The sequence below is a fragment of the Streptomyces sp. NPDC001796 genome (genome assembly GCF_042892355.1).
Lineage (GTDB): Bacteria > Actinomycetota > Actinomycetes > Streptomycetales > Streptomycetaceae > Streptomyces.
This window is the reverse complement of record NZ_JBIAUC010000009.1, coordinates 299,381-311,559: the sequence shown is the minus strand read 5'-3', so window position 1 is coordinate 311,559 and position 12,179 is coordinate 299,381. Positions and strand designations below refer to the sequence as shown.

The window sequence follows — 12,179 nt, the reverse complement described above, 5'->3', positions numbered from 1 at the left end:
CCGCGAACTGCCCCGTGGTCTGCGCCCCCGTGGAAGCGCCCCTGCCCGCTCAGGCCGCCGGAGCCGATGGCGATGCGGGCCTGGTCGGTGTGGTGGCCGACACCGGACGGGTCCGGGCCCGGGCCGGCGAGGGGGTTGCCTGCGGGTCAGCGGTCCGAGTCGGGCTGGCCGGTTGCGGCGGCGTACGCCTGGGCGGGGGTCATGTTGACGCCGTTGAACTGGACGGTCTTGTACGGGCTGACCTGGGCGCAGCTCTTGGACTGGTCTGCGGTCTCCGCATGGGCGTTGGTGACCGCGGCATGGGTGTCGGCGGGCGCCGGGGAGGAGGTGCCGCCGTTGCCGCTGGGGTAGGTGGTGCCGCTGGGCCAGTCGCTGCCGATCACGAGGGTCAGGCCGTCGGTGCCGCCCTGCTTGAGGTGTGAGGACGGCAGGCCGAGCGCTGTGGCCACCGCCTGGGCCTGGGGTTTCTGGCCGGCGCCGTAGGTGAGGGTGGTGGTGGGCGTCGTGCCGGGGGCGTTGGCCGTGGTGGTGCCCGAGCTGAAGCCCTTGCCGGTGAGGGTGGTGGCGAGTTCGGAGGCGCGTGGCACGCCGGTGCCGGTGCCGTTCTCGATCTTCACGGCGATCCGGGAGGGGTCGACCGCCCGGGGGGAGGCGGTGGCGGTGGCCGCCGTGGACTTCTTGCCCGAGTCGCCGGTCAGGGGCTGGTCGTTGGCGATGGTCGCGAACAACGACTGCCGGACACGGCGCCGTGCGCCTTCCCGGCCGGGGGGCCGACCGCCGGAGGACCCCTCCGTACGCTGACGGGGCACCTGGGTGCCACGGCGGCGCGCGGCGCGGCCGGCGGAGCCCTCCCGCAGGTCAGGCATCTCCCACTCCCACAAACGGTCAGGCCCGGGACGCCGTCGAGGAGTGTCAGTCCCCATCAGGCGGAGCGAGGCATCATTGATCAATTGGTTGCGCAATCTGGCAAACGTGTCCCCATGGCGTCAGCGTGCGCTCCGTCCGTAGCGCTCGTTGATCCACGCCGCGCCCAGCTCGGCCAGCGCTCTGCGCCGCTCCTGGCGCGTGCGCCTCGGGGGCACCGGCGACACTCTTCCCCGCCTCTGGCCCGGAACGGCCGCGAGCGCCGCAAGCCGTTCGGCGGCGCGTGCCAGTTCGGCCCGAAGCCGCTGCTGCCGTCGGGGGGATGTGGCCCTCAGCAGTGCCGTATAGAGCCCTTCGATCTCGGCCACCGCGGCTCCCAGCCGGAGATTCGCGTCGTGTCGTTGGGCGTCGCCGTGCGACATGGGTGCTTTCCCTCTCCGGCGCGTTTCCCAGGGCATTGCAGCCCCAGGCCGACATCGCCTGTCGTGCTACGGCTGGCCTTCTCGCCGACCGGACCACTAGCAGCCGCCCTTGACCAGCAGAGTGATCCGGTCGGGGTCGTAGACCGCCCAGCGCGGCGCCGGGACTCCGGACAGGCGCAGGCGGCACAGGGTGATGCCACGGTGGTCGGTCCACCAGGCGGTGATGATGCCCGGCCACGGCCATCCGGCGGGGTCGGACACGGTCACGGGCCGGTAGACGTGTCGGATCAGGTCGTCTGGGCCTGGCGAGGGACCTTCTGCGGCCAGTTCTTCCAGCAGATGCTCCGCCGTTGACTTGTCTCGCATGGCACGGCCCTCCCCTCGGCCCGGTCTACAACCGGTTTCATTATTGCGCAAGTGATGCAATTTTCTTGGGACTTCACATGTACCGGCGGTCGCTGCCTGCCGGGGGGCGGCCGTTGGAAACGACGGAGCACGGGGCGTCGGCGGCGGAGCGGGCGCTGCCGGCCCTGGGGGCGGGGCCGGGCGTGGGTGGCCGTACGGTCGGTGTGGTGTTCGTCCGGCCGAGGATCACGGTGATGTCCGGGGTGGCGGAACCGAGAGGTGAGTTCCGGCGGCCCTGGCTCGACTCGGCGATGACTGTCAGATCAACTGTACTCACCGAATGATCGAACGTGAACGGAATCTCCGGCACCCAAGGCCAGTTGCTGTCCTCCTGCCCGTGCGCCCAGAAGAAGCTCGACGCACCGCCCACCGTGACCCGGAAGAAGAAACCGCCCCTCTCGGACGACCAGATCCGGGAGATTACTGAGAGGCTCGGAGGCATCACTCAGGGTATCCAAGCCGCCGACGCCGACACGAAAGAGCCCCTCTACGAAGCCCTGGGCATCACGATCACCTACGACAACGCAACGAGGACCGCGACCGTTAGGTCGAGGCCCTCGATCCCGTATCGCTATAAGGAGTGTCCGAGGGGCGAGTTGACGGCTGACGATACGGTGGTGACGGCGCAAGGGCACGGCGAACACCGGTTGGCCGGCGGGACAGATCTCGGAGTTCCAGGTCTGGAACACCTGAACTGACCCGAACTCAAGGTGCCGCCGAGCCCTGTGTGCTCGGCGGCACCGTCATGCCGTCAGTTTCGGCAGGCACAGACACCGGCAGGGACGCACCGGTGAGATGCCGGTCGATTCAGGAGCTCCAGACCTGGAACTCCGAGAGCTGCCCGGCCGGCCACCCCGAGTTCGCCGTGATGTTCACCCGGAAGTACCGCTGGGCGGTGGTGGGGAAGGTAATGGTGACCGTGTTGCTGGAGGCGGGGTCGAAGGTGTAGCTCGCCGACGCCTTGACCGTGGTGAAGGTGGCGTCGTCAGTGCTCCCGAGCAGGGACAGCGTCTGGGTACGGGCACCCCAGCCGGCGGGCAGCTGGAGGACCACGCGGGACGCGCTCTGGGCGGAGCCGAGGTCCACCTGCACCCACTGCGGGAAGGCGTTGTTGGCGCTCTCCCAGTAGGTGCTCTGGTTGCCGTCGGTGACGTTCGACGACGCGTACGTCTGGGTGTGGCTGGACTCGCTGGTGGCCTTGCCGGCGGCCAGGTTGGTGCCGGTGGTGGCGCCCGTGCCGGACAGCGCCACGGTGGTGGGGCTGTTGGAGGCGTTGCCGTTGATGGTGAGTGTGCCGGTGCGTGTGCCGGAGGCGGTCGGCGTGAAGGTGACGCTGACCGAACAGGAGGCCCCGGCGGCAATGGAGGTGTCACAGGTGTTGGTCTGGGCGTAGTCACCGGAGACGGCGACACCGGAGATCGTCGCTGTCGCCGTGCCGGTGTTGGTCACCGTGACCGTTTGCGCCGCGCTGGTGGTGTGCAGCGTCTGGCCGGCGAAGGTCAGCGAGGCCGGCGAGACCGACAAGGTGGCCGACGGGGAGCCGCTCGCCGCGGCGAAGCTGAGGTGGTTGAGATTCCAGCCGCTGTTGTCCTGGTTGAGCGTGAGGACCTGCCGACCGGCCGGGAGTGTGACATTGGCGGTGACCGTGGTCCAGGTCTGCCAGCCGCCGGTGGCGGGGAGGTCGACCGCTCCGCTGAGGTTGGTTCCGGATGCGTTGGACAGGTGCAACGCGTCGGTCACGGCGGCGGGAGCCGCGGTCCTCAGGCTGACGGTGTAGGTGCCGGCCGTGGCGACGTCCACGGTGTAGCGGAACCACTGCCCGCTGCTGGTCCAGCCGAGGTTGTAGCCGCCGCCGGTGTCGGAGGTGGTCTCCAGGTCGACGCCGTCGGAGCGGTAGGCGGTGCCGTTGCCGTTGACCGAGCTGACGTTGTAGGCGACGCCCTGACCGCCGGTGTCGTAGTTCTCCGCCTGCACGGTGCCCGGCACCGCCGCGGGAGTGCCGCCGTAGGGACCCTCGGGCGCGGGGTTCTGCCAGCTGTTGTCGCTCACCGTCGCGGTGAAGCCGCTGGAGTTGTTGGTGAACGCGGTGTTCCCCGAGTGCAGTCCGGTGAGGGTGTTTCCGGTGATCGTGGCGGATCCGCTGGGCGCAGGGTAGTACGGCGGTGCGATCACCACTCCGTTGCGGCCGGGGTTGGTGATCGTGTTGTTCTGCAGCAGCGTGTTGGTCGAGGTGGAGAAGCCGATCCCGTCGTAGAGGGAGTCGGACACGGTGTTGCCGGTGACGGTGACGTGGTCGACGACGCCGGTGTTCTGGCCGTCGCCGCCGTTGCCGATGTGCAGCGCGGGCTGGCCCTGGCTGTAGGCGTTGCCGCCCGACCTGACGACGACGTTGCCGGTCACGGTCGCGGACAGCAGGTCGTTGCCGTTGACGCCGAAGCGGCCGGCGCCCAGTCCGATGTACCGCGCGGTGTCGCTGATGTAGTTGTTGCTGACCTGGTGGCCGCTTCCGCCGTAGATCCCGATGCCCTTGCCGCCCCACGGCGCGATCGCGGTGTTGTCGGTGAAGGTGATGTGGGTCATCGGGTTGTAGTAGGTCGTCGTGCTGCCGCTGGTGTTGTAGTTGACCGAGTTGATCGCCATCGCGTCGTCACCGGTGCCGCGCACGAAGTTGTTCGTGGCGGTCAGGTCGTTTCCGGTGTTCGCGTCGAGCGACACGTTGTTCAGGTTGATCCCGTCGGCCCAGATCGAGGTCAGGCGGCTGTTCTGCACCTTTCCGCCGGTGCCCGAGGCCCAGAAGCCGGACATGGTGTGCTGGGTCCAGATGCCGTCTGCCACCCAGTTGGTGCCGGTGGTGTCCATGGCGCCACCGTCGCCGCCGACAGTGCCGCGGCTGACGGCGTTGGCGTCGATGTGGAAGTCCCGCACGGTGCACGAGGTCAGGGAGAACAGCGCCGCCAGGGGGGTGCTGTTGGGCACCGGCACGTCACGGTAGATCGTGGTGTACCACATCCCGGCCCCGGCGATGGTGATGCCCTGCGCGCGCAGGCCGGTGGTGCCCTTCACGTAGAACGTGCCCTGCGGAAACCAGAGGATCTTGCCCTGGGACTGCGCCTGGTTGATGCAGTTCTGGATGGCGGCGGTGCTGTCCACCGACTGGGTGTCGGCGGACCCGTTGGTCGGGTTGTCGTCGGACACCGCGCCGCAACTGGTGATGGAGATCGAGTTGGCGGGTTGGGCGATCGGTGCCGGCGGGTTCTCCACGTCGATGGCGTCGACGTCGTAGAACGACGCACTGTTCGAGGAGTCCTTCTGCAGCGAGAAGGTGCTGCCGGGGGCGATGGGCGTGCCCACGACGAACGTGTGCGACTCGTCGAAGAACACCCGCGGAGAGCCGTCCGCCGGGTTCTGGTTGTCGCTGGTGTTGTAGTTGTTGTTGCCCTCGTACACCCAGGTCTGCTTGGAGTTGAGGTTCAACGCCTGCCGGAAGGTGCCGTTGACGTACAGGTTCAGCGTGCCGGTGGTGCCGCCGCCCGACGAGGAGTCGGGAATGCTGGCCCGGACGTTGATGAAGCTGATGGGTTGGCCCGTGTTGTTCGTCCACTGCACCGACTGACCGGTGGTGCCCAGGTGGACGTACGCGTGCCCGGACGCCTCGAGTGCAGCGCTCGAGTACTGCGTCGTTGGCGCCGAGGTCAGCGACACCCTGCCGGCGCCCCCGCCCAGGGTGCCGGCCTCGGCCTCATAGGTGGTGAACGGAGTGGTGGCGCCCGCCGGTGTGCTCGCGGCCGGCGCCGCGTCGGCGGCCGACGCCGGTGGGGCAGCCGCGGTGCGGGAGGCGGCGCCGGCCGGCGCGAAGGACATCCACACCAGGCCGAGCGCGGCGACAAGGGCCACAGCCAGGCGCGGGGCGAGCCCCGTGCCGCGTAAAGGCCTTGGGATCTCAAGCATCGGATGCTCCTTCAGGGAATGTGGGGGACGGGCGCCTCGACCGTACAGAGCATGATGAGACGTCGCAAGATTCCCATCTGGATAAGAAAAATATTCCCAGCGTGATGAAAGAAGGCAATGCACACGACCCGGGGGTCGACCCACGCTTGTGGGCCGGCCCCCGGGGGCGTTGCCGTCAGGGATTGACGTTGATGGTGAAGGTCGTGGTCGGGTTGTAGACGTCGATGTGGTTGTTGCTCTGGGTCAGGTGGTTGAACGTCGCCGAGCCCACGGCCGGTCCCTGTCCCGATTCGGGCATCGGGTTGGCCCAGATGCCATAGCCGGACTTCGCGTCGTAGGCGTCTCCGCTCTGCTGTGCCCCGGTGATGGACGTGTTGGTGAAGACGGTGTCCTTGACGGGATTGAGCGCCGTGCCGCCCACGTAGTCGGTCTGGAACATGATGCCGGCGTACGTCGGGTCGACGATGTCGGTGTCGTTCACCCGGATCCCCTGGAACGGCTGGGTCGCGGAGAACAGCCAGATCGCGGGGAACACCTGGCCGCCCCAGAAGTGACCACCGTCGCGCACCAGCGAGACGTTCTGGATGGTGGTCGGCTGGGTGCCGAATCCCTGGAAGGGATAGCCGAAGTTCAGCGAGCTGATGGTGATGCCCGCATAGGTCAGCGTGTCGGCCACGTACAGGTTCTGCAGGGTGTTGTTCTCACCGCCGTAGACGGCGACACCGGCCGCCCGCCACGGGGTCAGCGCGGTCAGGTTCTGGAAGGTGTTCCCGGTAAGGTCCGAGGAGTTGTGGTCCTGGGCCGCGAACAGCGCGAAGCTGTCGTCGCCGGTCGATCGGGCCTCGTCGTTGCTCACCAGGTTGTTCTGGCTGCCGTTGGTGAGGTTGATGCCGTCCGCGAAGGTGTCGCGGATCCGCATGTTCGTGGCCTTCAGCCCGTTCACGTGGGTGCCCCAGATGGCGCACACCTGGTGCTCGATCCAGACGTCGTCGACGGTGATGTTGGAGACGTCGGTCAGGTCGAAGACCTTGCCGGGCCCGTCGATACGGGAGGTGTAGTTGCCGAACCAGCCGAAGCCCTGGAAAGTCGAGCCGTTGGCGCTGCTCTGCACCGACCAGCCGACGTCCGAGTTCTCCGACGTGGTGGGCGAGTTGAACTGGGTGTACCAGGGTCCTGCGCCCACCACCTTGACGGCTTTGCCGTAGACGTTGAACTTGCCGGTGGTCTGGTACTGCCCGGCGGGCAGGTAGACGCCGACGAGCTTGCCCGTGGTGTCCTGGCGAACGGTGTCGAGCGCGTTCTGCACGTCCTGCTGGCCGAAGCCAGCCGGGGTGAGGTAGGCGTTCGGGTCCGGGTTGGCGACCGGGGCGACCTGCTCGGTGTTGATGTAGTCGATCGCGTACTGCGAGGTGTTGGACGAGTCCTTCTGCAGCTTGATGACGCTGCCCTGGGGCACGGTCTGGTCGAGCATCACGTGCGCCTCGTCGTAGATGTGACGCGGCGATCCGGCGCCGGGGTTGTTGCCCGGTCCGGTCTCCGCGCCGTACAGCCAGGCGAACTTGGAGTTCAGCGTGATGGTCTGCCGGAAGGTGCCGTCGACATAGAGATTCAGGGTGGCGGTGTCGCCACCGCCGCCGGGGGCGTCGGGGATGGAGAAGCGGGTCACCAGGGTGTTGGTGCTGGCCCGGGTGGTCCACTGGACGTAGGAGCCGGTGGTGTTCAGGGTGACGGCCTTGCGCCCGGACGCCTCACCGGCCAGGTCGCCGATGGTGCGGTTGGGGCCGACCACGGCGGCGCCGCCGCCGATCTGGCCGTCCTCGCCCTGGTAGACGTCATAGGGCATGTTGGCGCCGCGGCCGACGAACAGCGAGGTGTCGCTGGTGTTGTTGGCCTGCTTGACCGACAGCTCGTTGGGGTCGACGGCGACCACGGTGTGCACCGTGTACTTGCCGTTGACGGCCGTCCAACTGCCCAGGTTCACGGAGGGAGCGCTGGCGCCGGCGGCAATCGTGCCGGAGTAGGAGCCGGTGAGGGTGGTGAGCGTCTTGCCGGTGCCGTCGAGCAGGGTGAGCGTGACGCCGTGGGAACCGCTGCCCGAGGCGATCGTGCCCTGGTTCCTCAGCGTCACCGAGAACTTGACGTTGTTGCCCGCCGAGGGATTGTTCGGGGTCCAGTCCACGGTTCCGACCAGGTCCGAGCTCTGTACCGGCGCGACGACGAGGTTGTCCGGGTTGGTGTAGGCGTTGTTGTCGTAGCCCAGCTCGATGAAGCTCTTCGCCTCATCCACCTTGGCGGTGAGCTGGTACGAACCGGCCGTCTGCGCGCCGATCACCGCGGACACCCTGGCGGAGGCGCCGGCCGCCAGCGCGCCGACGGGGGCGGTGCCGACCTTGGTGCTGCCCAGGTAGAAGTTGACGTTGGAGGCCGGAGAGGCCGCGGTGCCCACGTTGGCGACCGTGGCGGACGCGGTGACCGAGTCGGTCTCCACCGGGGCGGACGGGGACCACGAGGACGCGGAGACCGTCAGGTCGGGGTTCGGGGACGGAGTGCCGATCACCTGGAGCTCGCCGACCTGGCCGCCGGGGGCTCCGCTGTTGCTGGTGATGCTCAGCTCGACGTCCGCGACCGTGGCGCTCACCGGGATGGTGACGGTGTTGTTGGTACCGGGGTCGAAGGTGTACGTCTGCGCGGCCGAGATGCTGGTGAAGTCCGTCGCGCTCTGCTCACGGCCGAGCACCTGGATGGTCTGGGTGCGGGTGGACCAGGCCGAGGCCGGGTTCAGCTTCACCACGACGGAGGTGACGTCGGCGTTCGCGCCGAGCTGCACGGTGAGCCGGCTCGGGTACGAGGAGCCCTCGAAGTACGTGGTGAGGTCGCCGTCGTTCGCGTTCGCCGGGGCGTAGGTGTACGTGTACGGGCTACCGGTGATCGGCTTGTGCAGCGCCAGGTTGGTGCCGCTGCCGCCGGTGCCGGTGCGGGTGACGGTGTTGCCGGCGGGCGAGACGTTGCCGGCGGCGTCGCGCGCCTTGACGTAGTACGACACCGTCGCCGTGCCCGGCTGGGAGTCGGTCCAGGTCAAGGTGGTGCCGCCGACGCTGACGGCCAGCGCGCCGTTGCGGTAGACGTCGTAGGCGGTGACGCCGACGTTGTCGGTCGACGCTCCCCACGACAGGGCGATCTGACCGGCCTGCGGCTGGGTGTAGCTCAGGGTGCCGGGCGCGGTGGGGGGCGTGGTGTCGGCGGTGCTCGGCCCGTACACCTGGAACCCGGAGATCTGGGCCGCCGGCCATCCGGTGTTGGCCGTGACCAGCGTCCGCAGGTAACGGGTACCGGTCGCCGCGAAGTTGATGGTGACCGTGCTGTTGGTGGACGGATCGAACGTGTACGAGGCGGACGCCACGATGGTGGTGAAGTTGCTGCCGTCGGTGCTGCCCTGGACCGACAGCGTCTGGCTGCGGGTGGGCCAGTTGTTCACCGGCACCTGGAGCACGAGCTGGTTGACGCTGGTGGTCGAGCCCAGGTCGACCTGGAGCCACTGCGGGAAGGCGTTGTTGGCGCTCTCCCAGTAGGTGGACTGGTTGCCGTCGTTGGCGTTGGCCGGTGTGTAGGTCTGGGTGTAGCTGCTGGCGCTCATGGTCTTGCCCGCCGCCAGGTTGGTCCCGGCGGCGTGGGCGGGTACGGCCTGCAGCACTGCCAGCAGTGCTGCCAGCATGCTGAGCACCGCGACGACGGCGGTTCGCTGCCGGCCTGACGCGGGCAGCGCGGGGGATCTTCCGGTGGTTCTCATCCTCGTCCTCGGCTCCTTGGAGAGGTGGGGTACGGATGCGAGGTGTGACGAACTCGGCGAGCTGGCGACTGCGCGAAAATCTCGGTGTCGATCTTGCAAAAATGCCTATGATTCAATGAAAAAACTGCAGTCTGGACAGAAAGGAAGCTACAGAGTGGCCATGCACTCGTCAATGAATGTGACAGCGCGGGGAGTTGCCGCCCTCGTGACGATCCGGACTGCGACCGCGCCGGGCGTTCCCCCGCCATGACGCGCACCGGTCCGGCCGGCTTCAACGCCCTGCCGACGCCGGACTGAAAGTCGTCACCACCGGCATCCAGACACCGCGCATGAACTCCATCACGGAACGCTGGATACGGCCCTGCCCACGCGAACACGTCGACCGCACCACGATCTGTGACCAGAGCCACCTGCTCCACGCGCTCCGCGAGTTCGAGACCCGCTGCAACGAGCACCGGCCAACCGAGACCTGAAGCAAGTCGGGCCGCTCCGCCCACTCCCCCAACGGATCAACGAACCACGGCACATCAGACACCTGGAGGTACGCCGACGAGACCGACTCGGCGGTACCCTCCACGAGTACCAACGTGCCGCGCGCCCATGCCGGATGACGTATCGGCACCCGCACTGCAGTGCCTGCGCACCATCGCGGCCCCGGCCTCCGCCTTGAGCAGGCACTGCAAAACGTCGCCGCGCCGGAGAATCCCGACCTCTCCAGCGATGAACCGGGCGAGATCGACAAGTACTCCACCGACGGCGGCGTCGACCTCCGGCGGGACGCCCGCACCAGCGGCCTCGGTCGACCGTCGCCGGGCTCGTCCAGTGCCACCGGCCGGACGCGCAGCGCTCAGTCAACCTGAACAATGCACCACGGGTGCCGCCGGGGCGGGGTCAAACGCTCACGTCGTGCCCGGAGCGCCGAGCGGCTCCGTGCCGACCACCGGATTGGACAGTGTCCCCACACCTTCGATCTGGACTTCCACCCGGTCCCCCGGGACCAGCGGACCCACGCCCGCGGGGCTGCCCGTGAGCAGTACGTCACCTGGCTGCAGGGTGATCCAGCGGGTGACGAAGGCCAGCAGTTCACCCACGCCGAAGACCATGTCGGCGGTGGAGCCGTCCTGGACCGTACGACCGTTGACGAGGGTGTCCAGCCGCAGCGCAGAATCATGTGATCCAGCCACTGTGTGTGATTCGGATGTGCGGAGGGAGCGGACCGTCCGTCGAAAGGGGCCGCCGTTGTGGAGTGCTGCTCCCCCGGCCACCTCATTCGGCTGTGAGGGGGCAGGGGGCGTGCTGTTGTGACGCTTCATGAGACCGGCTTGGAGGCCCGAAAGGTCGCGGCTGCCGATCACCGCAATGGCGTCGACGCCTCAGGGGCGGCGCTGCGGCACATTGTCGTGGACCCGCTTGGGGTCGGTGACCGCAACCGGCTCCAGGACCTCCTCGATGCGGGCCGTGAGGTCGGCCTCCAGCACGACACCGGACGCCTTGGCGTTCTCCTCGACCTGCTCCGGACGCGAGGCACCGATGATGGCGGCCGAGACGTTGGAGTTCTGCAGCACCCAGGCCACGGCCAGTTGCGCGAGCGACAGCCCGGCCTCGGCGGCCAGCGGCTTGAGCCGCTGAACGGCCTCCAGCACCTCGTCGCGCATCCACCGCGCGATCATGTCGGCCCCGCCCTTGTCATCGGTGGCCCGCGAGCCCTGCGGGGGCCGGCGACCGGGCTCGTACTTGCCCGTCAGCACGCCCTGCGCGATCGGAGAAAACACCACCTGACCCATGCCCAGTTCCTCGCAGGTGGGCACGACCTCCCCCTCGATCACCCGCCACAAGGCGTTGTACTGGGGCTGATTGGACACCAGAGGGATGTGCAGTTCCCGAGCCAGCGCGTGAGCACGCCGGATCTGCTCCGCGGGCCACTCGGAAACACCGATGTAGTGAGCCTTGCCGGAGTGGACGATGTCGGCGAACGCCTCCATCGTCTCCTCCAGAGGCGTGGCCACGTCGTACCGGTGCGCCTGGTACAGGTCCACGTAGTCGGTCCGCAGGCGTCGCAGCGACCCTTCGATCGACTCCATGACGTGCTTGCGGGAGAGCCCCCCATCGTTGCGACCCGGCCCGGTCGGCCAGTACACCTTGGTGAAGATCTCCAGCCCCTCGCGGCGCTCGCCCTTCAGCGCATCGCCCAGCACCGACTCGGCACGCGTTGCCGCATAGACATCGGCCGTGTCAAAGGTGGTGATGCCGAGGTCCAGCGCCGCGCGCACGCACGCGGTCGCCGCCTCCGCCTCCACCTGCGAGCCATGGGTCAGCCAGTTCCCGTAGGCGATCTCGCTGATGACCAGACCACTGCGGCCAAGATGACGGTATTCCATAGGGGCAGTCCTTTGTTGTCATGCGGGAGGCAGTCGACCCGGCCCGGTGCAGGCGCACCATCGTCTGCCGCAGGCTCGGCACCCGGGCGGTTACCGGAGCGACGCTTGGCAGGGACTTTCATCAGATCATTTCGGGGGCCCCGGCAACAGCACTTGCCTACTGCTGCCGAACGTACTCCGGACAGGGTTACCCAGCCGCCGGCCGGCCTCGTGCTCCGGCGACCCGGGTGTCTTGGCCAGAGGTAGGCCGAGACACCCCGGATGGCGACGTGGATCCACTGTCCTCCGGCGAGGCGGTGGGCGAGGCCCTGGCACCGCACGCACATGGTGGCGGTGAGTGACATGTCCCGGCGCGGGAGAACGCGGCAGTCGTGT

At 68.3% G+C, this 12,179-nt stretch carries 10 protein-coding genes and 1 pseudogene; 2 read left to right on the top strand and 9 right to left on the bottom strand.

Annotated elements, in window-relative coordinates:
- Positions 1-4: 4 nt before the first annotated feature.
- From ACFYZE_RS21020 to ACFYZE_RS21000, 5 genes and pseudogenes are all read right to left on the bottom strand, one after another.
- Positions 5-128 (bottom strand): annotated as a pseudogene (locus ACFYZE_RS21020) (rod shape-determining protein RodA); the annotation flags it as partial.
- An 18-nt stretch (positions 129-146) separates the two neighbouring features.
- On the bottom strand, positions 147-866 hold the full coding sequence (locus ACFYZE_RS21015; RefSeq protein WP_388996004.1) for a LytR C-terminal domain-containing protein: 720 nt from the start codon (positions 864-866) through the stop codon (positions 147-149).
- Positions 867-986: 120 nt separating this feature from the next.
- Entirely contained in the window at positions 987-1,232 is a 246-nt protein-coding gene (locus ACFYZE_RS21010; protein WP_388996001.1) for a hypothetical protein, read from the bottom strand.
- 150 nt (positions 1,233-1,382) lie between these two features.
- A complete protein-coding gene (locus tag ACFYZE_RS21005; RefSeq protein ID WP_388995998.1) occupies positions 1,383-1,652 on the bottom strand; it encodes a hypothetical protein in 270 nt (89 codons plus the stop codon).
- A 73-nt stretch (positions 1,653-1,725) separates the two neighbouring features.
- Positions 1,726-1,968: a hypothetical protein gene (locus tag ACFYZE_RS21000; RefSeq protein ID WP_388995995.1), complete on the bottom strand. Its 243-nt coding sequence runs from the start codon at positions 1,966-1,968 to the stop codon at positions 1,726-1,728.
- Positions 1,969-1,981: 13 nt separating this feature from the next.
- Between ACFYZE_RS21000 and ACFYZE_RS20995 the strand changes: the two genes are divergently transcribed.
- Positions 1,982-2,389, top strand: coding sequence for a hypothetical protein (locus ACFYZE_RS20995; protein WP_388995992.1), 408 nt, complete (start codon positions 1,982-1,984; stop codon positions 2,387-2,389).
- Positions 2,390-2,498: 109 nt separating this feature from the next.
- Here the strand turns inward: ACFYZE_RS20995 and ACFYZE_RS20990 are convergent, their stop codons facing one another.
- Positions 2,499-5,639 carry a discoidin domain-containing protein gene (locus tag ACFYZE_RS20990; protein WP_388995990.1) on the bottom strand — a complete coding sequence of 1,047 codons (3,141 nt, stop codon included), beginning with the start codon at positions 5,637-5,639 and terminating at the stop codon, positions 2,499-2,501.
- Positions 5,640-5,814: 175 nt separating this feature from the next.
- Positions 5,815-9,426 carry a discoidin domain-containing protein gene (locus ACFYZE_RS20985; RefSeq protein WP_388995987.1) on the bottom strand — a complete coding sequence of 1,204 codons (3,612 nt, stop codon included), beginning with the start codon at positions 9,424-9,426 and terminating at the stop codon, positions 5,815-5,817.
- A gap of 329 nt (positions 9,427-9,755) precedes the next feature.
- Here ACFYZE_RS20985 and ACFYZE_RS20980 point away from each other — a divergent pair, with 329 nt between their 5' ends.
- Entirely contained in the window at positions 9,756-9,899 is a 144-nt protein-coding gene (locus tag ACFYZE_RS20980) for a hypothetical protein (RefSeq protein ID WP_388995984.1), read from the top strand.
- Between the two features lie 426 nt (positions 9,900-10,325).
- On the opposite strand, the gene ACFYZE_RS20975 is transcribed toward ACFYZE_RS20980, so the two are convergent.
- Positions 10,326-10,610, bottom strand: coding sequence for a fumarylacetoacetate hydrolase family protein (locus ACFYZE_RS20975; protein ID WP_388995981.1), 285 nt, complete (start codon positions 10,608-10,610; stop codon positions 10,326-10,328).
- A gap of 189 nt (positions 10,611-10,799) precedes the next feature.
- Positions 10,800-11,804, bottom strand: coding sequence for an aldo/keto reductase family protein (locus ACFYZE_RS20970; RefSeq protein WP_388995978.1), 1,005 nt, complete (start codon positions 11,802-11,804; stop codon positions 10,800-10,802).
- Positions 11,805-12,179: the final 375 nt, after the last annotated feature.

Excerpts from the sequence above, each read along its gene's own strand:
- ACFYZE_RS20985 (WP_388995987.1), bottom strand. The coding sequence starts at position 9,426 with ATGAGAACCACCGGAAGATCCCCCGCGCTGCCCGCGTCAGGCCGGCAG.
- ACFYZE_RS20980 (WP_388995984.1), top strand. The coding sequence starts at position 9,756 with ATGAACTCCATCACGGAACGCTGGATACGGCCCTGCCCACGCGAACAC.
- ACFYZE_RS21015 (WP_388996004.1), bottom strand. The coding sequence starts at position 866 with ATGCCTGACCTGCGGGAGGGCTCCGCCGGCCGCGCCGCGCGCCGCCGT.
- ACFYZE_RS20990 (WP_388995990.1), bottom strand. The coding sequence starts at position 5,639 with ATGCTTGAGATCCCAAGGCCTTTACGCGGCACGGGGCTCGCCCCGCGC.
- ACFYZE_RS21005 (WP_388995998.1), bottom strand. The coding sequence starts at position 1,652 with ATGCGAGACAAGTCAACGGCGGAGCATCTGCTGGAAGAACTGGCCGCA.
- ACFYZE_RS20970 (WP_388995978.1), bottom strand. The coding sequence starts at position 11,804 with ATGGAATACCGTCATCTTGGCCGCAGTGGTCTGGTCATCAGCGAGATC.